This is a genomic window from Flavobacterium mekongense, from assembly GCF_047038255.1.
GTDB lineage: Bacteria > Bacteroidota > Bacteroidia > Flavobacteriales > Flavobacteriaceae > Flavobacterium > Flavobacterium mekongense.
The window spans coordinates 275,599-295,923 of record NZ_CP174374.1 but is presented as its reverse complement, the minus strand read 5'-3'; the positions used below and the strand labels follow the sequence as shown (position 1 = coordinate 295,923).

The 20,325-nt window shown below is 39.2% G+C and carries 17 protein-coding genes; 8 read left to right on the top strand and 9 right to left on the bottom strand.

What is annotated here, in order from left to right:
* From ACJG85_RS01175 to ACJG85_RS01165, 3 genes are all read right to left on the bottom strand, one after another.
* Positions 1-687 (bottom strand): DUF6089 family protein, encoded by a 687-nt coding sequence (locus ACJG85_RS01175; protein ID WP_409676255.1) that lies wholly within the window; start codon positions 685-687, stop codon positions 1-3.
* A gap of 164 nt (positions 688-851) precedes the next feature.
* Positions 852-1,733, bottom strand: a complete 882-nt coding sequence (locus tag ACJG85_RS01170) for an NAD kinase (RefSeq protein WP_409676258.1) — start codon at positions 1,731-1,733, stop codon at positions 852-854.
* 50 nt (positions 1,734-1,783) lie between these two features.
* A complete protein-coding gene (locus ACJG85_RS01165; RefSeq protein ID WP_409676261.1) occupies positions 1,784-2,443 on the bottom strand; it encodes a CBS domain-containing protein in 660 nt (219 codons plus the stop codon).
* A gap of 114 nt (positions 2,444-2,557) precedes the next feature.
* On the opposite strand from ACJG85_RS01165, the gene ACJG85_RS01160 reads away from it, so the two are divergent.
* The 6 genes from ACJG85_RS01160 (at position 2,558) to clpX (ending at position 8,173) form a co-directional block, all read left to right on the top strand.
* Entirely contained in the window at positions 2,558-3,271 is a 714-nt protein-coding gene (locus tag ACJG85_RS01160) for a pyridoxine 5'-phosphate synthase (RefSeq protein WP_409676264.1), read from the top strand.
* 49 nt (positions 3,272-3,320) lie between these two features.
* Positions 3,321-4,085, top strand: coding sequence for an alpha/beta fold hydrolase (locus ACJG85_RS01155; RefSeq protein WP_412464641.1), 765 nt, complete (start codon positions 3,321-3,323; stop codon positions 4,083-4,085).
* Between the two features lie 23 nt (positions 4,086-4,108).
* Entirely contained in the window at positions 4,109-4,453 is a 345-nt protein-coding gene (locus ACJG85_RS01150) for a phage holin family protein (protein WP_409676270.1), read from the top strand.
* Positions 4,454-4,542: 89 nt separating this feature from the next.
* Positions 4,543-5,877, top strand: coding sequence for a trigger factor (gene tig, locus ACJG85_RS01145; protein WP_412476734.1), 1,335 nt, complete (start codon positions 4,543-4,545; stop codon positions 5,875-5,877).
* 315 nt (positions 5,878-6,192) lie between these two features.
* Complete coding sequence (gene clpP / locus ACJG85_RS01140) at positions 6,193-6,849, top strand: ATP-dependent Clp endopeptidase proteolytic subunit ClpP (RefSeq protein WP_409676276.1); 657 nt, start codon at positions 6,193-6,195, stop codon at positions 6,847-6,849.
* A gap of 94 nt (positions 6,850-6,943) precedes the next feature.
* Entirely contained in the window at positions 6,944-8,173 is a 1,230-nt protein-coding gene (clpX, locus tag ACJG85_RS01135) for an ATP-dependent Clp protease ATP-binding subunit ClpX (RefSeq protein ID WP_412476733.1), read from the top strand.
* A 52-nt stretch (positions 8,174-8,225) separates the two neighbouring features.
* Here clpX and ACJG85_RS01130 read toward each other — a convergent pair whose 3' ends face one another.
* Both ACJG85_RS01130 and ACJG85_RS01125 read right to left on the bottom strand, forming a co-directional pair.
* Positions 8,226-10,421 (bottom strand): TonB-dependent receptor domain-containing protein, encoded by a 2,196-nt coding sequence (locus tag ACJG85_RS01130; protein ID WP_412476732.1) that lies wholly within the window; start codon positions 10,419-10,421, stop codon positions 8,226-8,228.
* Positions 10,422-10,685: 264 nt separating this feature from the next.
* The gene (locus tag ACJG85_RS01125; protein ID WP_412476731.1) at positions 10,686-12,218 is read right to left on the bottom strand and encodes a GH3 auxin-responsive promoter family protein; all 1,533 of its coding nucleotides are present in this window, start codon (positions 12,216-12,218) and stop codon (positions 10,686-10,688) included.
* 75 nt (positions 12,219-12,293) lie between these two features.
* Here ACJG85_RS01125 and ACJG85_RS01120 point away from each other — a divergent pair, with 75 nt between their 5' ends.
* Positions 12,294-13,088, top strand: coding sequence for a DUF2797 domain-containing protein (locus tag ACJG85_RS01120; RefSeq protein ID WP_412476730.1), 795 nt, complete (start codon positions 12,294-12,296; stop codon positions 13,086-13,088).
* Positions 13,089-13,159: 71 nt separating this feature from the next.
* On the opposite strand, the gene ACJG85_RS01115 is transcribed toward ACJG85_RS01120, so the two are convergent.
* Complete coding sequence (locus tag ACJG85_RS01115; RefSeq protein ID WP_412476729.1) at positions 13,160-15,757, bottom strand: AsmA-like C-terminal region-containing protein; 2,598 nt, start codon at positions 15,755-15,757, stop codon at positions 13,160-13,162.
* Between the two features lie 178 nt (positions 15,758-15,935).
* On the opposite strand from ACJG85_RS01115, the gene folK reads away from it, so the two are divergent.
* Positions 15,936-17,069 carry a 2-amino-4-hydroxy-6-hydroxymethyldihydropteridine diphosphokinase gene (gene folK, locus ACJG85_RS01110; protein ID WP_412476728.1) on the top strand — a complete coding sequence of 378 codons (1,134 nt, stop codon included), beginning with the start codon at positions 15,936-15,938 and terminating at the stop codon, positions 17,067-17,069.
* On the opposite strand, the gene ACJG85_RS01105 is transcribed toward folK, so the two are convergent.
* The 3 genes from ACJG85_RS01105 to ACJG85_RS01095 form a co-directional block, all read right to left on the bottom strand.
* Positions 17,070-18,998: a T9SS type B sorting domain-containing protein gene (locus ACJG85_RS01105; RefSeq protein ID WP_412476727.1), complete on the bottom strand. Its 1,929-nt coding sequence runs from the start codon at positions 18,996-18,998 to the stop codon at positions 17,070-17,072.
* 231 nt (positions 18,999-19,229) lie between these two features.
* Positions 19,230-19,760 (bottom strand): RNA methyltransferase, encoded by a 531-nt coding sequence (locus ACJG85_RS01100; RefSeq protein ID WP_409676306.1) that lies wholly within the window; start codon positions 19,758-19,760, stop codon positions 19,230-19,232.
* 102 nt (positions 19,761-19,862) lie between these two features.
* Complete coding sequence (locus ACJG85_RS01095; RefSeq protein WP_412476726.1) at positions 19,863-20,324, bottom strand: DUF1573 domain-containing protein; 462 nt, start codon at positions 20,322-20,324, stop codon at positions 19,863-19,865.
* Position 20,325: the final 1 nt, after the last annotated feature.

Here is a 20,325-nt window from a genome sequence, read left to right as displayed (position 1 = left end):
TTATTCTGCGCAATAACATGGTTTTTCAGTAAAGGTATAAGTTAGGGTTATACCGGTGAAAACATACCAATCTTTGCTGTTAATATTGCCGAATTGCAGCGGCGCTAAATTTTCATTTTTTGGCAAACTTCCATCCAAATTATCAGTGAAAGTATATCTTGCTCCAACTTCAACACCCAGCACAAAGTGATCCAAAATATTGGTTTTTACACCAACAATCATCGGAATGGCAAATGTACTTTCCGTGTAGTCTTTTTTGGTTTGCCCATTTATCACATACAATTCGTCGTATGCAAAATAGGACAGCCCTGTAAAGACATAAGGTGTTATTTTTCTTTTTAAAACTTCGTGCAAGTTGAAATCAAAAAAATTGAATTCCATTCCGGCCGAAAATTCTTTGATATTGTTCTTAAAACGATAGCCTCTCAAATTTCTGCCCGGTACTTCCGAGTCCAAATCGTTGGCAGTTATCGTTGATTGTGTATAGGAAAATCTATACGAGTGTCTCGGACTTTTATTCCATTTGTAAAGTATTCCGAAAGCGGGTTCGTTTGGGGCTATATAATTGGTTTTACCCACATCGCCTACAAAATTACTGCCTCCCAAAAATACGCCAATCTCATTGATTTGCGCGGTCATAACATTTTGGAAAATTAAGCCGAAAAATAATACTAAAATCTTTTTCATTCAATTGAAAATAGCGTGCAAATATAACAATTCTCAGTACTTATATAGCATGAATTTCGGATTTCTGCCAAATAAATTAAAGTGCTGATAACTACTACGGTTAGCAAGGTTCTTTTCTAAAACGATTTTTTTAGAATTGTAGTATAAAAAAGGGGATTTTTTTTCTAATTTCTCTTGTCTTCGCCCCAAAGCAATTTGTTGCGTAAGGTTTTGAAAAAAGTCTCTTCCGGAATTTCCACCATATTGATACGGAAAGGCGTTTTCTTGATTTTCAACACCGCGTTGTTGTTTACTGAGGTTATTCGGGAATCCAAAGAAACCAAGTATTGCTCTTCTCTTCCGGATACTTTTAAAGTGATTTCAGTATCATCGGGTATTACTAAAGGTCGGGCATTCAAATTGTGTGGCGCAATTGGGGTAATCACCAAAGCTTTTACATCGGGAGTTAATATAGGTCCGCCACAACTTAAGGAATAGCCGGTTGAACCGGTTGGCGTAGCAATAATCAATCCGTCAGCCCAATAAGAATTAAGGTATTCGCCATTGAGAAAGGTTTCAATGGTAATCATCGAAGTGGTGTCTTTTCGGCTAACCGAAACTTCATTCATGGCAAAATCAATGTCAATTTGGGAAAGTGATGGTGTGCATTCCATAGTGAGCAAAGTGCGCTCGGTAATACTGTATTTTTTTTCTAAAACAATTTGCAAAAAAGACTCGATGTTTTCTTTTTGAACTTTGGCTAAAAATCCTAATCTTCCGGCATTAACACCTAAAATAGGAATGCCTGATGCCCTAACAAAAGTAGCGGCTCTCAATATGGTTCCGTCACCACCTATGCTAATAAGGATGTCAAAACTTTTATCCAAATCGGTGTGCGAGGAAAAGGTTTTGTATTGTTTTTCAATGATTTTTTCTTCGTAAAGTATTTTTAAAAACTTTTCCTCAATAACCATTTCCACGTTGTTCCTATTAAAAAAGACAAAGATGTCCTTGATAATAGGTCGGGTGTCGTTTTGATAATATTGTCCGAAAATGGCAACTTTCATAGGATTTAAATTTGACTTTGTACCTCGTTTTCTTACTTCGTACTTTTGGATTACATATTCAAATATTTGTCTAAGTACTCCGAACGTTCTTTTAAATTATTCAAATAATTGTCTTCGTGGTGTTCCGAAATGATCTCGTAGTTATAGCGACGAAACGTTTGAATAATTTCATTCATGCCTCCCAAAGTAATCTTAACTGTAACTTGCACTTTGTCGTTGCCGGCTTCCGATACAAAAATACCCAACAGTTTGCCGTTATTGCTTTCCACAATTTGAGCAATCTGACTCATTGAATAGTCAACAGTTGCTTTTTCAACTACTATAATACCTCCGGTTTCTTTTAAGAACGGTGTTTCGTTTAAAAATTTGATAACATCAGTAATCTCGTAATAGCCTACATATTTGTTGTTTTCGTCCAAAATCGGTACCACATTGGCATTGTTTCGGGCAAACACCTCTAATACATCGAGCCATATCATGCCGGTTCTTACAAAAAATCCCTCCAATGCATAACGATAATCAGCTACACTTTTTTGCAATTCAAAAGTCTCCGCATCAACGGCCGAGATACAGCCCAAATACACACCGTCTTCCAATACGGGAAAGTGTGAATAGGTGCTGTCGGCAAAAAAATCCTGAATATCCGCTACGGTTTCTCCACTCGAAAAGGGTTTAAAATCGTTGTTGATGTATTCCGAAAGTACTCTCATGTATTCTTTTCTTTAGCGTCTGCAAAATAATCAAATTTTGGGACATGTGCGCTTGCTTTTACTTTGTATTTTTGTAATCACATTTTTAAAAGATAAGCTTCATCAAAACCAGCTATGACAAAATTAAGTGTAAACATCAATAAAATAGCGACTTTACGAAATGCACGCGGCGGCAATGTGCCCAATTTGTTGCAAGTTGCCAAAGATATCCAACAGTTCGGCGCGCAAGGCATTACCATACATCCGCGACCTGACGAAAGACATATTCGCTATCAAGATGCGCGTGATTTACGACCGATTGTCTATACCGAATTCAATATTGAAGGCAATCCGCAGCATAATTTTATCGATTTGGTACTCGAATGCAAACCGGAACAGGTGACTTTAGTGCCCGATGCGATTGGCGCGATTACGTCTTCAGCCGGTTGGGATACGATAAAGTTTCAAGAGTATTTAACCGAAGTGATAGCCGAATTCAAAAGAAACGGTATCCGAACGTCCATTTTTGTCGACCCGATTTTGGAGATGATTGAAGGCGCGAAAAAAACCGGAACCGACCGCATCGAATTGTATACCGAAGACTTTGCTCACCAATACAGTTTAGGCAACAAAGCCGGTATCGAGCCTTATGTAAAAGCTGCCGAGTTGGCCAACGAATTGGAATTAGGGATCAATGCCGGACACGATTTGAGTTTGGATAACATTCAATTCTTCAAGCAAAATATTCCCGGCTTGTTGGAAGTGTCCATCGGTCACGCTTTAATTTCAGAAGCTTTGTATTTGGGCTTGGACAATGTGGTGAATATGTATTTGCAAAAATTAAAATAATCTTCAAATCCCAAATCCTAAATCCTAAATCCAAATTCCTAAATTCCAAATGTTACACTCCAGAATCGAAGGCGAAGGTAAGCCACTCATTATCATCCACGGATTTCTCGGTATGTCCGACAATTGGAAGTCTTTCAGTTCGCTCTACGCCGCCGAAGGTTTTCAAGTGCATCTGTTGGATTTGCGCAATCACGGTCGCAGTTTTCACTCCGATGATTTCAGCTATGCCTTGATGGCGAAAGATGTATATGATTATTGTCAGGAACACCAATTAACCAACATCAATGTCATTGGGCATTCCATGGGTGGCAAAGTGGCGATGCTTTTAGCCACAACGCATCCGGAATTGGTAGAGAAATTAATTGTAGCCGACATCGGCCCCAAATATTATGCGCCACACCATCAAGACATTTTGGCCGGGTTGAACGCCGTAGATTTTACCGAACAACCCGACAGAAACCAAGTGGAAGAAACTTTATATCCGTACATACCCGATTTCGGCACACGCCAGTTTTTAATGAAAAACTTGTATTGGAAGGAACCCGGGCAACTTGCATTCCGATTCAACCTCTCGGTTTTTAATGCCAAAATTGAAGTGATAGGCGAGGCTTTGCCGGCTGAAAATCATTTCGAGAAACCAACGCTTTTCATACGAGGCGGCAATTCTAAATACATTTTAGACACTGATTTGCCTAATATTCAAAAACATTTTCCTAATTTTAAATTGGCTACCATTCCCAACGCCGGCCATTGGTTACACGCCGAAAACCCGAAGTTGTTTTTTGAAGAAACGGCAAGGTTTTTGTCAAAGTGAATTTCTAAAAATTAAAATAACTCATGAAATTAGTATTAAGAATCTTTATCACGTCTTTACTCGTTATGGCCATTGCTTACCTAATGAAAGGCGTGCGCGTAGACGAATTTACAACCGCATTGACCGTAGCCATCGTTTTGGGATTACTCAACTTTTTTGTAAAACCCATTTTGGTACTGTTTACCCTGCCGGTTACATTTTTTACACTTGGCTTATTTTTACTGGTAATCAATGCTATTATGATTCTCCTTTGTGACGAATTTGTCGATGGTTTTGAAGTCAGCTCTTTCTGGACTGCCATGCTTTTCAGTATCATCTTATCGCTTTCGCAATCCTTGGTGTATCAAATCACCGGCGACACAAAATAAGACCGTTAAAATCAATAAAATAAACTTGGTTGGGTGGCATAAATGTTATACTTTTGCCACCCAATTTTAGTATGTAAAAAACACAAAAAATGAACATCACAAGAAATAATGTAGACGCGTTAAATGCTGTAGTTACTGTAGAAGTATCAAAATCGGATTACGCAGAAAAAGTAGAAAAAGTATTAGCAGACTATAGAAAAAATGCTACTATCCCGGGATTCAGAAAAGGAGCTGTGCCTATGAGTTTAATCCAAAAACAATACGGTAAAGCAGTATTGTTAGACGAAGTAAACAAATTGTTGCAAGAAAACTTGAACAACTATTTGGTTGAAGAAAAGTTAGACATCTTAGGGAATCCGCTACCTAAAGTAACCGAAGATTTCAATTGGGATGTAGAAGATTATAAATTCGAATTCGAATTAGGTTTAACACCGGAATTCAAAGTGGATTTAACCGCTAAAAACAGCTTGGTACAATACAAAATCGTAGCCGATGACAAAATGTTGAATGACCAAGTAGCGCGCATCCAAAAACAATACGGAAAGTTAATCGCTAAAGATGTAGTAGAAGCCGGAGACGATGTTTCTGGTATTTTTGCCAATGAAGAAAAAGGCATCAATAACAGAACTACTTTAGCCATCGACGCTTTCGCCGACAAAAAAACGCAAAAAGCGTTCATCGGTAAAAAAGTTGGCGATGTGATAATTTTAAAAACCAAAGGTTTGTTCGATGATGATCATAAATTAATGGATTACTTAGCCGTAGGTCACGATGATGTTCACGGGTTGGATATCGAGGTAACCTTCACTATCGACGAAGTAATTGCGCACGAACCGGCTACTTTAGACCAAGAGTTGTTCGACAAATTATTCGGACCAAAAGTGGTAACTTCGGTAGACGAGTTAAAAGCTAAAATCAAAGAAGACGCTGAAAAGCAATTCGCCCAACAAGCCGACCAAAAATTCTTAAACGATGTAACCGAGTTCTTAATCGCCAACACCAAGTTCGATTTACCGGCCGAGTTTTTGAAAAAATGGATCCAAACTACCGGTGAAAATCCGTTAACTGCCGAAGAAGCAGAAGCAGAATACGCTAAATCTGAAAACGGTTTGCGTTACCAATTAATCGAAGGAAAAATCATCACCGAAAACGGTTTGCAAATCACTTTCGACGATTTAAAAGCCTACACGACTGAGCTCATCAAAAAACAAATGGCGCAGTTCGGTCAAATGAACCCAACCGACGAAGATGTGCAAGGAATCGTGGCGCGCGTAATGTCAAACCAAGACGAAGTGCGTCGTTTGTCTGAACAAGTCATGAACGAAAAAATGTTGAACTTGTTCAAAGACAAGGTAAAAGCCAAAACCAAAGAAGTAAACTACGACGAGTTCATCAAAGCCATGTATGGCGAGTTGAAACACTAAAAGATTATTTACTATATTTGAGCGTCAAAGTAATTTGGCGCTTTTTTTATTAGAAGCTAATCCGGCTATACGTTGCAATCTTTTTATGGTTTTGTCAATACTACTGCAGTTGTCAGGCTGAGCCTGTCGAAGCCCTGTCGAAGCCAAAACCACAAAAAGGATTTCCACTGCTATCCGGGCTAGGGTTCCAACCTTAAGCGACACTATGTCATCTTTTAAAAAAGGCACAACCTTTGACTAAATCAAAAGCATAGAAAGTTTACGGTGAACTACTTTAAACTTTTAAACTCATAAACTTTTAAACCAAAATCTAAAATGGACTACGGAAAAGAATTTAAAAAGTTTGCGACCAAAAAACACGGCGTAAACAGTCTGTATTACGATAAAATCGTAGCAAGCATGACACCTTATATTATTGAAGAGCGTCAATTAAACATCTCGCAACTTGACGTGTTTTCGCGTTTAATGATGGACAGAATCATCTTTATGGGAACGGGTGTCGACGATTATATGGCCAACATCATCCAAGCGCAATTGTTGTTCTTAGAAAGTGTTGATGCCTCTAAAGATATCCAAATTTATATCAACTCTCCGGGAGGAAGCGTTTACGCCGGTCTCGGCATTTACGATACCATGCAGTACATTAAACCCGATGTAGCAACTATCTGTACGGGTATGGCTGCCTCTATGGGCGCGGTATTATTGTGTGCCGGAGCGGCCGGAAAACGTTCGGCTTTACCGCATTCCAGAGTCATGATTCACCAACCGTCAGGCGGTGCACAAGGCGTAGCTTCCGATATGGAAATCAACTTAAAAGAAATGTTGAAACTGAAAGACGAATTGTACCAAATCATTTCGCACCATTCAGGCCAACCTTTCGAAAAAGTGTACAAAGACTCGGAACGCGACTATTGGATGATAGCCGATGAAGCCAAAGAGTACGGAATGATTGATGAAGTGTTAAGAAGATAATATTGAGGCGCTAAGGCGCTAAGGTTCTGAGGTGCTGAGCAATCAAAAACCTTAGAGACTTAGAGCCTTAGAATCTTAGAACCTTAAAAAAATAATGGCAAAACAAGTTTTAGAATGTTCCTTTTGCGGGAGGAAAAAACCGGAGACCAATTTATTAATCGCCGGGATTAATGCACATGTCTGCGATCGTTGTATCGAACAAGCGCATGGCATCGTGATGGAGGAATTAAAAGGAAATGCCGTCAAACAATCGGTCGATTTGGTGTTGAAAAAACCCAAAGAAATCCGTGCGTTTTTAGACCAATACGTAATCGGACAGGACCAAACCAAAAAAGTCATGTCGGTAGCTGTATACAACCACTACAAACGTTTAATGCAACTCCAACATGAGGAAGATGTGGAAATTGAAAAATCCAACATCATCATGGTAGGCCAAACCGGAACCGGAAAAACCTTAGTGGCTAAAACCATCGCGCGCATGTTAGACGTTCCGTTGGCTATAGTAGATGCGACTGTTTTAACCGAAGCCGGTTATGTGGGCGAGGACGTGGAAAGTATCTTAACCCGTTTGCTGCAAGCCGCCGATTACGATGTAGCCAAAGCGGAGAGAGGTATAGTGTTTATTGATGAAATTGACAAAATTGCCCGCAAGAGCGATAATCCGTCTATTACCCGAGATGTTTCCGGAGAAGGGGTTCAACAAGCCATGTTGAAATTGCTTGAAGGCACCGTGGTGAATGTCCCGCCAAAAGGTGGCCGAAAACACCCGGACCAAAAATTCGTGGAAGTCAATACCAAAGACATTTTGTTTATCGCCGGTGGTGCGTTTGACGGGATCGAACGAATCATTTCCAAACGATTGAATCGCCAAGCGGTAGGCTACAGCACTTCGAAAAACACGGATAATATCGACAAAGACAATTTGCTCCAATACATCATCCCGAAAGACATCAAAGATTTTGGTTTGATTCCGGAAATCATTGGTCGTTTGCCGGTATTAACACACATGGATCCTTTAGACAAAGCCACATTACGCGCCATTCTAACCGAACCGAAAAATGCGTTAATCAAGCAATACGAAAAGTTATTCGCCATGGATGAGGTGAAGTTCACCATTACCGACCAGGCTTTAGATTACATAGTTGACAAAGCGTTGGAGTACAAACTCGGTGCCCGCGGCTTGCGTTCGTTATGCGAAGCCATATTGACCGATGCGATGTATGACTTGCCAAGTTCGGAGGAAAAACAACTCCACATCGATTTGGATTATACGCACGATGCGCTGACCAAAAACTTATTGAAACGTTTAGAAATAGCGTCTTAAAATTGAAAAATCCCTCAGCTGAGGGATTTTTCGTTTACTAATTATAACCAATTTATTTTAGGAATCCTCCACCCGAGTTGGTCTTCTCGATGTTGATGTTGGTGTTCTCTTTCTTCAAAGACAAGTCACCAAAATTATAGGTTAACGATATTCTGAAGGTTCTGGAATCTTGTTTTTGGTAAAACTTGGTTTCCAAATTGGTGGAAGAAACTAGAGCATTTACTTCATTGCTGTTGAACACGTCAAAGCAATGCAACCCAATTTTTAGGTTTTTATTTAAGAAATCTTTATTGAACGAAATGTCAAATTGCTGAATCGGTTTGGTAATTTGGTAGATTTCCCATGTACCTTTCGGTAAAATGAAATACGACATGGTATTTTTAATGTCCCAAGGCAAGATAAATTGCGCCTGAGCCGAATAGTTCCAAATCGGTTTGTTTTCAAACGAAAAATCATAGCCTTCTGTTGTGGTTTTGATATAATTCACATTAAAGAAAATGTAATTCATCTTGTCCATATTGTTCATGCGCTTTTGGAACTCTTCTTTGCTTTTAAAGAAGTAATCCAAAGGCACAGGGAACGAAGCAAACAAACTCATCGTTTTTACTTTGTCAAACTGTTGGAAGGTTTGATTACTCACCAATTCTCCCGGTTCAGCGGTGAAAATAAAATTGTTTCTGTCGCGAGCAATGGTATAATTTCCACCCAAGCTCACAAATTGGAAAGCAGTCAGTTTCAATTCGAAATTGTCAAAAAACGCCGGATCCAAAAACGGGTTTCCTTGTGAAGTGTTGTATTGGTCAAAGTTGGCAAAATTATTCGGGTCTAATACATTGTAATCCGCTTGGAAAATTTTCTTAGAGTACGAAGCCGATACATTCATGTTTTCGCTAAACTCATATAAAGCGCTGGCATTCGGGAAGAAGTTGGAATTGGTAAAATCAACTTCGGTTTCATTGCCGTCTTGAACGGCCAATCGGTCTACTTTGTAATCTTCAAAACGCAATCCGGCAGTCAGACTTAACTTCTTGATTTTTTTTCGGGCTTCCACGTAAAAGGCCAAATTGGTTTCGGTATAATCAAAATCGATTACGCTGTTCACAGGCGAATTCAAGTTGTAAATTCCTTTGTCGTTTACTTTAATGTAATTGTATTTTCCACCGGTGTTCAAGGACAAATCCAACTTTTTAAATGGAATAGCAAAATCGTATTTTAAATAGTAATTCGTTAAATTGAAATCGATTTTACCATTATAAAAAGTTGATGCTCCATTGTTTTGGCCATTGGAAACCGTATTCGGGTTTCGATTGAAAAAGTTGCTGTAGGCAATAACATCCAAGGTTCTGCCTATGGTGTCTAACTTGGTTTTGTATTGCAAACTCAATTCGTTATTACTGTTCTTAATTTTCGACAAACTATTGTTGGTAAAATCAATGCCGGTTCCGGCTGTGCTGGCGTCTCCGGTGATTCGGTCATTACCCAAGTTGAGGTTGTAATTCAATAATAAATTTGATCGCTCACTTAGTTTGTAGTTGGTACCGGTTCTCCAATAGAAGTTTCGGTTGGTAAATTGTGCAAAATTCTTTTGAAACAGTCTTTCATTCGGGGAAAAAGAGGTAAATATTTGGTCGTTGCTACTGTTGTTTTCGCTGTCCATATAATTGTAGCCAATCATGGTTTGCCAACTCAACTCTTTCACTTTACCGTTGAGTAGAATTTGCGGACTTGGTTTTTGGTACTGATTGAAATTGTAATTGATGTTAAAGCTGGCATTCAATCCTTTTTTGCGTTTGGTACTGGTAACAATATTAATAATCGAACCGCTGGCATCGGCATCAAACGAAGCACCGGGATTGTAAATCAATTCCACTTTTTCAATGGCATTGGCCGGTAGCGTAGACAAATAGTTTTGCAAATCATTGCCGCTTAAAGTACTTGGTGCACCATCGATATAAATGGTCACACCACGACTGTTTAAGGTGATGCTTCCAGTTGGTGAAGTAATAACGCCCGGGATTTTCTTTACGGCTTCCAAACTACTGCCACTATTGAGCATTGGGTTTTCGCGAACGCTGATAGTGGTTTTGTCGGACTCGACTTTTAGGTATTGTTTTTTGTTACCGTAAATAGTAACTTCTTTTAATTCGTTGGGGTTTTCTGAAGCTTTTTTGTCTTCAGCTTTGGGCGTTTCTTGTGCAAAAGTAAAGGCAGTCGCCAGCAAGCACAAGGCAATACTTAGTGATTTCATTGGTGATTAATTTTTTTTCAAACTTCATTCCCAAAGTTTGAGTGATTGATGATTACTCGTAAGACTAATCAACCAAAGAAATGTTACAACTGTAATGAATTTTTTAGCAAATATTTTTTAAAAGTTCGGTTTTTTGCGTTGGCTTTTCAAGGTCACAACGACCTGGTCCGCAACCCAATCTTTTTGGGCCACAAGAAGTTATAATACAAGAAAGTAGTAGTAAAACAAAGGTTTTTTTCATTTGCAATTTAGGTTTTTAAATTTTTAAAATTTGGTATTTACACCTTGTTGCATGGCTTTCAATTGTTCCAAGTAGTCACGTTGATTGGACAATCTCGGAATTTTGTGTTGTCCGCCCAATTTGTTGTTTTCTTTGAGCCAATCGTAAAATAAGTTTTCTCGGGCTACGTTAATCTTGAGTTGATTCAACGTCATATTGTTGTAGCGCTTGGCTTCGTAATCGGAGTTAACAGACTGAATGTTTTCGTCTAGGGTTTTTTGGAATAAAGCCAAATCCTCCGGCTGTTTCTTAAATTCAATCATCCACTCGTGTGCGCCTTTTTCTTTGCCTTCCATAAAAATCGGAGCCACAGTATAATCTATTACTTCGCAGTTTAGTACCGAGCAAGTTTTGGCAATCGCGGTATCGGTATTTTCCACCATCAACTCTTCGCCAAAAACATTGATGTGGTGTTTGGTTCTGCCGGAAACGCGAATCCGATACGGACTCAAAGAAGTAAAACGAACGGTATCACCTATCATGTAACGCCACAAACCGGCATTGGTAGTGATGACCATGGCGTAATTTTTAAACAATTCCACATCAGCCAAACGCACAATTTTTTGATTGGGTGTGCCAAAAGTGTCCATCGGGATAAATTCGTAGAAGATGCCGTAATCCAACATCAACAACAAATCGTTGGAGTAATTCAAATCTTGAATAGCAAAGAAACCTTCGGAAGCATTATAGATTTCGTAGTATTTGAAATCGGCTTTCGGCAGTATTTTTTTGTATTGTTCGCGATACGGTTCAAAACTTACGCCTCCGTGGAAATACACTTCTAAATTCGGCCATAAGTCGAACAAGTTGTCTTTACCTGTTTCGGTTAGTATTCGGTTCAGCAAGACCAACATCCAAGAAGGAACACCGGCAAAACTGGTCACGTTTTCGGTTTTGGTTTCGTTGATTATGGCGGTCAATTTGCTTTCCCATTCGCTCATCAAAGAAACTTTGTTGCTGGGCGTACTGCTGAATTCGGCCCACATCGGCATGTTTTCGATCAGAATGGCCGACAAATCACCGAAGAACGTATTGTTGTTTTCATAAATCTGCGAACTGCCGCCGAGACGCAAACTTTTCCCTAAAAACATTTCCGAATTTTCGTTGTTGTTCAAATACATGCACAACAAATCTTTGCTGGCTTTGTAATGACAATCTTCTAAAGCTTCGTTACTTACCGGGATAAATTTACTTTTGGCATTCGTTGTGCCGCTCGATTTGGCAAACCACTTGATTGGTGTATTCCAAAAAACATTTTGATAGCCTTTGCGCGTTTCTTCAATCATCGGTTCTAAGTCTTCATAGGAAGAAACCGGAATGCGTTCGGCAAAAGTTTCATAAGATTTGATGCTTTCGAAATCGTATTTTTTCCCCATTACCGTTTCGTCGCAGGTGCGGATTAAATTCATCAGCAACTCATTCTGAACTTCATTCGGATATTTTAAAAACAACTCGATCTGATGAATGCGCTGCTTCAAAACCCAAGAGGCGATAGAATTAATAATCGGAAACGGCATTTTTATTTAGGATTTAGGAATTGCGATTTAGGATTTATAACTTTACCAAATATAGCAATATTTTTAAAAACAGACATGACATACGAAGGGGTTTTAACCAAAATGCAAACCGAATTCTCTAACCCAATCCAATACTATTTGGTGTTTGAGAACAGTTTTTTAAGCTTAAATCAGTTGTTAGACAAATCGATGGAGATTTCTTTTCAAGGTTATCAATGTTTGAATTGTGGTAAAAAGAAAAAGATTTTCCGTCAGGGGTTTTGCTATGATTGCTTTATGAGTTCTGCTGCGGCTGGCGATTGGATTATGAAACCCGAATTGAGTACCGCGCACTTAGACATCGAGGACCGAGATTTGGAATATGAAAAAAGAGTTCAATTGCAACCGCATATCGTATATTTGGCTTTGTCGAGTGAAGTGAAAGTCGGCGTAACCCGCAAAACCCAAGTACCAACCCGTTGGATAGACCAAGGCGCTGTACAAGCCATTCCGATTGTAGAAGTGCCGAATCGCTATTTGGCCGGTATTACCGAAGTTGCCCTGAAAAACCATTATGCCGATAAAACCAATTGGCAAAAGATGCTCAAGAATGATGTGCCTTCGGTAGATTTGATGGCTGAACGCCTAAAATTAGAAAGCCTTATTCCAACCGAAGTGCAAGAGTTTTTCTTTTCTACGAAAGATGATTTATACGAATTGCAATATCCGGTTTTACAATATCCAACCAAAGTGAGTAGCTTAAACTTAGACAAGTCGCCCAACTTTTCCGGAAAACTCACCGGCGTTAAAGGTCAGTACTTACTGTTTGAAGATGGAACAGTTTTTAACGTTCGGACTTTTGAAGGTTATGTGGTCAAGATATCGATATAATTGATTTTGGATTAACGATTTAGGATTGCAGCATTAAAATTCTTAAATCTTAAATCGTTAATCTAAAATCGCTATTCAGTTGTTTTCGGTGCTTCTTTTTTCTTTTTGTTCAACAAACCGTTCAGCAGGTTATTGGCTTTGGTTTTTACATCCGTTTTCACGTCCGTTTTGGTAGTGTCATTTTTCGGTTTGGTAGCGTTAGCAATAATCGAATTCACACCTTCTTTCACCCCTGAAGTAATTTTGTCTTTTTGTTGTTTGACCAAGTTGTTGACCAAAGTGGTTGTAGCTTGCTTCACATCGGTAGTAATTTTTGGGTTTTTAAAATTACCGCCTAATAGGGCATTAATCGGAACGTTTTCTACTTTTTTGGCGTCGGCAGGAGACAATTTCGCCAGCAAATTATTGGCTTCTGTACCCAAATATTTCGCCGGAACATCCAGCTTCAAATTGTAGTTCATGTTTTGGTCAAAACCATGGGTTCCGGCCACGGTTACTTTGATGTCTTGGTATTTTAAATCGAAAGGTTTTACGTTGACTTTTCCGTCTTTAAAAGTTACAGCGGCTTTTAAATCGTTGAGGTTTAGTTTTTTCAAATCCACAAAATTCAGTTTGTCATCCAAAGCCGTCAGCAAAGTTGAATTACTCGAATTCACTGTAGTCGAAAGCAATTGTCCCAACAAATCGCCCGATAAACTGTTCAAATCCGGGGTCATTTCGGTCGCGTTCAAGTTTCCGGACAATTTGATTTTGGAATTTAGTTTTCCGTTAATCACACCGGCAATCGGGGCAATTTTTTTCATCATATCCAATTGGGTAAAGGTTTGCATGATGTCAACGCCGTTTAATCCTAAATCCATGTTGAATTTTGGTGTTTTTTCTTTGGTGGAAACATCGCCGTTAAAGGCAATCGAACCCCCGAAAATATCGGTTTTTCCATTTTCCAAAGTCGCTTTTTGGTCTTTTATGATCACTTTGCCCGAAACATTTTTCAACACCAAATTGTCGTATAAAACCGTATTGGCTTTAGCGGTTAAAGAGCAATTCAGGAAGGCCGGGATTTTCATCGGTTCAGCGGCTTTCGTTTCTTTTTTGGTATCGGCTTCTGTAGTCATAAAATCGTTGACCGCTAACCGATTCGATTGTAAGTTGAAGTTGCCTTTCAGCTCTTGGTTTTTGAAAACGAATCCATAGAAATTCTCCAACACCCCATTTACCGCTAAATCGGTTTTTCCGGTTACGGCATTGAACTGTTTCAGGTTTACACGACTCGGATCAAAAGATACCAAGGCGCGACTGATTTTCATGGTTTTATCGTTTTCATCCGTATAATTAAATCCGGTTAAATCTATGGTTCCGGCATTTTTGATACGGGCATAATCGCTTTTCTCTACCGATTGCATGTCGAATTCCGTTTTTACATCGGCTTTCAATACTCCGGTCAACGGTTTGTCTAATTTTACCGGATAAGCTTTGGTTACATTCGCCAAGTTGATGGTGCCTTTGAGTTCGGCATTGACCAAGGCATTTTCGGCTATGTTTTTAATATTGGCTTTGGCATTAAACACATCTTGATCAATTTGAAAAGACAGTTTGTCTAAATTGACATAAGTATCGTTCATCAACCCGGTTTCATTGATGATTTTGGTGTCGATAACAATATTTCTAACCGATTTCGGCATATTCGCATATTGAAAGGAAGCATTGTTAGAAGCAATATCAATGTTGAATTTAGGTACAGTAGTATCGGTTAATTTTCCTTTGGCAAAACCGGTTACGGTGAAATCTCCGTTAGTAGTAACGTCTTTCAAATTGGCCGCATATTGCGCCGGAATCAAGCCCAAGAAATTTTTAAACGAGGAAGTTGGCGTTTGAAACGTCAAATCATATACTTGTCCGTCGTCTGCCAATTGGATAAATCCGTCAAACTTCAGCGGTAATTCGTTGATTTTAGCTTCGTTTTTCTTAAAAGTGTATTTGCTTTGGTCTAGATCGATACCCAAAATCGCATCCAATGAAATGGCAACGTTTCTCATATAGTTTACCTTGTCCATATCCAGTGAAACTTTAGTAGTGGTTTTGGTCGTCAAATCGAGTTTAGCAGCCGCAAAATCGCCTGTGCCTTCGTGGTTGAGGCTGTCTAAAACCATTTTTATTTTAGAGCGCTCATCGTAGTATTTGAATTTGAAATTCTCAATCGAATATTCTTTGATTTTCAACGAAAGCGGTTTGCTTTTGCTGTCATCGGCTTGTTTTTCATCTTCTTTCAAAGCGATGTCGAAATTCCCAACACCGTCTTTGTTGAAGATGATGTTGACTAAGCCGTTTTTCGAATCGATGCCGTCAATTTGCATCGGTTCATTTTCGCTATTGAACAATTGTCCGATTGCCATTTTCAAATGCAATTCGTCAAAAGCGACTAAAGTATCGCCTTCAAACGGTGCTTTGTTTACGATGGATAATTTTTCAATAGTCACGCTGGCGTTCGGAAAGTTTTTAAACAAACTCAAATCGGCATCGGCAAAAGCGACTTTAGCATCGACTTTTTCATTGATGGCTTTTTCGATTTTAGCCTTAATTTGGTCTTTAAAGAAATACGGAATTGCAAAAGCGGAAACCACTAAAAGCAACAAAATAACACCGACAATTTTAAGGATTTTCTTTAACATGATAGGACAGATTTAGATACGCATTGACCAAACAAAAATAATGCCTTTTTCGCACAAAACAGTTACTATTTATAGAAGTTTTATGATTTCCAAGTATTTAAATTGTTGAGAAAATGTTATTAACAGTCGGGTAGTTTTTGCCGATAGTCTGAAATAGTTTTAGTTAATTTGTGCTTCTATGAATAAGCAGCATCAAGTCATTTTATCTTTAGGAACCAACCAAGGCAATCGTCTCGAAAATATAGAGAATTGCATCGATTGTTTGCACAAAGAAATTGGCACTATTATCAAGGTTTCCAAGCTTTATGAAACACCTTCTTGGGGATTTGAAAGCGAGCCGTTTTACAATTGTGCTGTGGTGATGAATACGCACAAATCGGCCCATCAGATTTTGGAAGAAGTGCTATTGTTGGAAGAAGCTTTGGGCAGAGTTCGAGAAGATGTAGCCGGTTACCAAGCCCGAATGATTGACATTGATGTAATTGCTTACGATGAAGAAATCATCGCTTCCGAAAAATTGCAAATACCGCATCCGCAAATGCAGAATCGTTTGTTTGTGTTGTTGCCGATGCGCGATTTAAACTTGGATTGGCGTCATCCGATTTTACAAAAATATTTGCATGAATTGTTAGTCTTGTCCGAAGACAAAAGCAACTGTAAAGTGTTGCAAAATTTGGAAATCCCGATAGCCAAAATCAAGTTAGACCATTTTAATTACATTGCTATCGAAGGCAATATCGGCGCCGGAAAAACTACCTTGACCAATAAATTAGCGGAGGATTTTAACGCGAAAACCGTTTTGGAACGCTTTGCCGATAATCCGTTTTTGCCGAAGTTTTATGAAGATCAAAGTCGCTATGCTTTTCCGCTGGAAATGTCTTTTTTGGCCGATAGGTATCAGCAAATCTCCGATGATTTAGCGCAATTCGATTTGTTTAAAGATTTTATAGTAGCCGATTATCATATTTTCAAATCGTTGATTTTTGCGAAAGTGACTTTGGCGGAAGATGAATTTCGTTTGTACAAAACGATGTTTGACATCATCTACAAAGAAATGCCGAAGCCTGATTTGTATATCTACTTATACCAAAGTACGGAACGTCTTTTGGCCAATATCAAAACGAGAGGCAGAAGTTATGAGCAGGAAATTCCGGCGGAATATTTGGAAAAAATCAATAACGGCTATTTGGATTACATCAAATCGCAAAAAAACCTCAATGTTTTGATTATAGACGTGACCAATCGCGATTTCTTAAACAATCAGGAAGACTACGTGTTTGTGTTGGAAGAAATTCGAAATAAGATACAATAGTTAGCGTTTCATAGCAAAATGTCCTTTGGTTTCGGGCATCAACCCTTCTATTTTAGCCACAAACCAATAATCTGTTGAAGGTAAAAGTTCTCCATTAAAAGTGCCGTCCCATGAAGGATTAGCATTATTTAAAACCGTAATTAATTTGCCGAAACGATCGAAAATCTTTACTTCAGCATTGGTAAAATAAGACATACCTTTGATGTACCACCGGTCGTTTATGCCATCATTATTAGGCGTAAAAAAGGCCGGGATGGCTATTACTACAAAAGGTCTTTGGTCTTCACCGCATTGGTTAGGTTCTCTGACATAAGCCATATACAATCCTCCTTCAGTTACCATAAAAGTATTACTGTTTTGGAAGTTAATACCATCCAAAGAATATTGAAAATTTCCGTTTTGGACCGTGTGAATGATAACTTCTAAATTATTCGTTTCAACGTTGGAAATTTCAGGGTCCGGATTGTAAGCAATTGTGAAGTTTTTGGTTTTTGAACAGCTTTCCGGTGCCGGAGTTGTAACAGTTACAGCGTAATTCGTTTGGCCATCAGACATGATGCTTTGGCTTGTGGCGCCATTTGACCATAAGTATGTCATGCCGGGATTTCCGGCGTCTAATAGGATGGTTTCGCCTTCACAAAGTTCGATAGTTTCGTCTGCTAAAATCGGGTTAGGATAAACATCAACAACAACCGGAACCCTATCCGATAAACATCCGTTAAAATCAGCTTGCGCGTAATAAGTAGTGTCTTGATTGATGTTAGGGACTAAAAAGTTGGTCCCTAAAAAAATAGGTGTTGTACCGGTTGGGCTATCATACCAAAACAATATACCGGCAGTGGTTTGTACCTCAATTACTTCAAAGCTTTCTTCACACATTGCATATGGTGAGGTATAGGTCAGTTGTGGTTTAGGAATTACGGATGCCGTAACGGCTGTTCTGGAACTTGTAGTACAACCGGCTAAAAAGGCACTGGCATAAAAGACGGTAGTGTTACTTATTGGAGGTGTTGTGAATGAGTTGCCGTTGCCAAGTAAATTACCGCCGGTAGGAGCATCATACCAATTAACCGTTCCTGTATTTGAAATGGCTTGTAAAACAACCGAACCAGTCCCACAGCGGGTTGCTGTAGCCGATGAGGTTATAGATGCAATGGTCATCGTAGTACTGGTAGCAATGTTTAAAACAGGATCACCCGGCATGCCACCATATTCTACGATATATCCTTTGGGCTGATAGTCCCCGCTGGAAGAGCCTGTATTGGATAAGTCATTCCATGAGCCCGGAATACCAACGCCCGGAGCGGTAACGTGAGCATAATCTTCATCGCCCGAACTATTGGGTTCACCGGTATTCCAAAATGCATAGTTAGGGGTAAAACCGGTAAAATTACCGTTCCAAAAGACGGTGCCGTTTTCCGGGCCTGTCATCCATCTCCAGATGCCTTCGGTTTGCTCGTCACTGCCTCCAATCCATCCTGCACCGGTGGTTTGCTCACCGGCAATTTGTGCTTCTTCCGCTGAAGTTATTGTGGCTAAATAGCCTTGTAGTCCGTAATAAGTACTGTTTTGTGCTGCTATTTTGGCTGCCGACCATGTTATGCCGATGTTGGGAATGTACAAGTAATAGTGTCCGTTAGACGGAAGGTAATTGGCTTGTCCGACAGAAATGGAAAAATTTCTAATTCCCGAGGGATTGGCTGCGCTAGATGAAAACTCTATGTCTTTGATGGCTGCAATCAGTTCTACGTAAGTTGGTTGCCCACTCACGCCGCTAAGGGTTAGCGTTCCGGTTGTGGGATTCCATAAAGTTGTAATATTCGGATGAGTGCCTGTCAAGGTTAGCAAGTCTTCTCCAAGGTCATATCCGGAGGAAATTTGGATATAAATCGCATCGATACCGGTATCATCAGGGTCTGTGATGGTCATATTAGTAACAATTTTCATGGATGTTCCCGGGCAGTAAACTTGGTTTCCGGACGCGATTAGAGTTGGGGCAACATTCGTGATGGGTTGAATGAGAGCAATACTCTTACAGACTGTGTAGCCGTAATTTGAAGTACAAAGTAAAATTAACCAAAACAGATAGATGCTCTTTTTCATTTTATAAAAGTAAAGAAAAGACTATAAGCTGAAGTATAAAATTTTCTTAAAAGGATGTTAATAGCTTAGTTTTTGAAACAAGTCCCAAACCACAATACCCGTACTAACAGAAATATTTAAGGAATGTTTGGTGCCTAATTGCGGAATCTCTATAGAACCATCACAAATTGCAATGGCCTCTTGTGACACACCATAAACTTCATTGCCAAATACTAAGGCGTATTTTGTTTCTTTTTCAACTTTGAAATCTTGTAAAAAAACAGCTTTTTCTACTTGTTCAACGGCAAAAACTTTAACATCTTTTTTTTGAAGTTGTGAAATTACTTCGATAACCTCTTTTTGATATTCCCAAGCCACAGTTTCTGTTGCGCCTAAAGCTGTTTTGTGGATCTCTTTGTGTGGCGGGGTTGCCGTAATACCACACAAGTAAATTTTTTCAATCAAAAAGGCGTCAGCTGTTCGAAATACAGAGCCAATATTGTGCAAACTGCGGATATCATCCAATATAATGATGATTGGTGTTTTTTCGGCTTGCTTAAAGTCGCTTACCGTTTTGCGTTCTAATTCTTTATTCTCAAGCTTTCGCATCTTTTCTGATTTAAATATTCGACTTTAGGTCACGGACGGCAAAGATATTCAAAAAAAAATCCCGACTAATCGGGACTCTTTCGAATTTATAATTAAGTACAATTAACTTTTTGTAGGCTCAACTTTTGGTTCAGCAGGCAATACATTACCTTTGATAGTCAAAACTTTAGTTTCTTGACCTACTGCGTTAGATTTTACAGTTACCGTTTTAGTAAAAGGTTGTCCGGCTCTTGAAGTGTCATATTTTACCCCAATTACTCCTCTTTCTCCCGGTTGGATAGGTTTGTCCGGTTTTGATGGAACTGTACAACCGCAAGATCCTTGAGTGCTTTCGATAATAAGAGGCTTATTACCGTTGTTTACAAATACGAATTCTCTTTTACCATCAGAGTTGGCAGGAATAGTACCGTAATCGATAGTTTCACTTTCAAATAACATTCCAGGTCCGTCCACTTTTGGAGTTTCAGTTTTGGCTGCCGGTTTTGCAGCAGCTTTTTTTGCTTGTGCGTTGGCAGAAGTAACACCAAAAGCAACTAAGGCAGCAAGTAAAATTATTTTTTTCATC

Bases quoted from the DNA above. Each gene is read 5' to 3' on its own strand.
- ACJG85_RS01150 (WP_409676270.1), top strand. From the start codon at position 4,109: ATGAAATTAGTATTAAGAATCTTTATCACGTCTTTACTCGTTATGGCC.
- tig (WP_412476734.1), top strand. From the start codon at position 4,543: ATGAACATCACAAGAAATAATGTAGACGCGTTAAATGCTGTAGTTACT.
- ACJG85_RS01115 (WP_412476729.1), bottom strand. From the start codon at position 15,757: ATGTTAAAGAAAATCCTTAAAATTGTCGGTGTTATTTTGTTGCTTTTA.
- ACJG85_RS01130 (WP_412476732.1), bottom strand. From the start codon at position 10,421: ATGAAATCACTAAGTATTGCCTTGTGCTTGCTGGCGACTGCCTTTACT.
- folK (WP_412476728.1), top strand. From the start codon at position 15,936: ATGAATAAGCAGCATCAAGTCATTTTATCTTTAGGAACCAACCAAGGC.
- ACJG85_RS01120 (WP_412476730.1), top strand. From the start codon at position 12,294: ATGACATACGAAGGGGTTTTAACCAAAATGCAAACCGAATTCTCTAAC.
- ACJG85_RS01125 (WP_412476731.1), bottom strand. From the start codon at position 12,218: ATGCCGTTTCCGATTATTAATTCTATCGCCTCTTGGGTTTTGAAGCAG.
- ACJG85_RS01165 (WP_409676261.1), bottom strand. From the start codon at position 2,443: ATGAGAGTACTTTCGGAATACATCAACAACGATTTTAAACCCTTTTCG.
- ACJG85_RS01170 (WP_409676258.1), bottom strand. From the start codon at position 1,733: ATGAAAGTTGCCATTTTCGGACAATATTATCAAAACGACACCCGACCT.
- clpP (WP_409676276.1), top strand. From the start codon at position 6,193: ATGGACTACGGAAAAGAATTTAAAAAGTTTGCGACCAAAAAACACGGC.
- ACJG85_RS01105 (WP_412476727.1), bottom strand. From the start codon at position 18,998: ATGACCATCACAGACCCTGATGATACCGGTATCGATGCGATTTATATC.
- ACJG85_RS01095 (WP_412476726.1), bottom strand. From the start codon at position 20,324: ATGAAAAAAATAATTTTACTTGCTGCCTTAGTTGCTTTTGGTGTTACT.
- clpX (WP_412476733.1), top strand. From the start codon at position 6,944: ATGGCAAAACAAGTTTTAGAATGTTCCTTTTGCGGGAGGAAAAAACCG.
- ACJG85_RS01175 (WP_409676255.1), bottom strand. From the start codon at position 687: ATGAAAAAGATTTTAGTATTATTTTTCGGCTTAATTTTCCAAAATGTT.
- ACJG85_RS01100 (WP_409676306.1), bottom strand. From the start codon at position 19,760: ATGCGAAAGCTTGAGAATAAAGAATTAGAACGCAAAACGGTAAGCGAC.
- ACJG85_RS01155 (WP_412464641.1), top strand. From the start codon at position 3,321: ATGTTACACTCCAGAATCGAAGGCGAAGGTAAGCCACTCATTATCATC.
- ACJG85_RS01160 (WP_409676264.1), top strand. From the start codon at position 2,558: ATGACAAAATTAAGTGTAAACATCAATAAAATAGCGACTTTACGAAAT.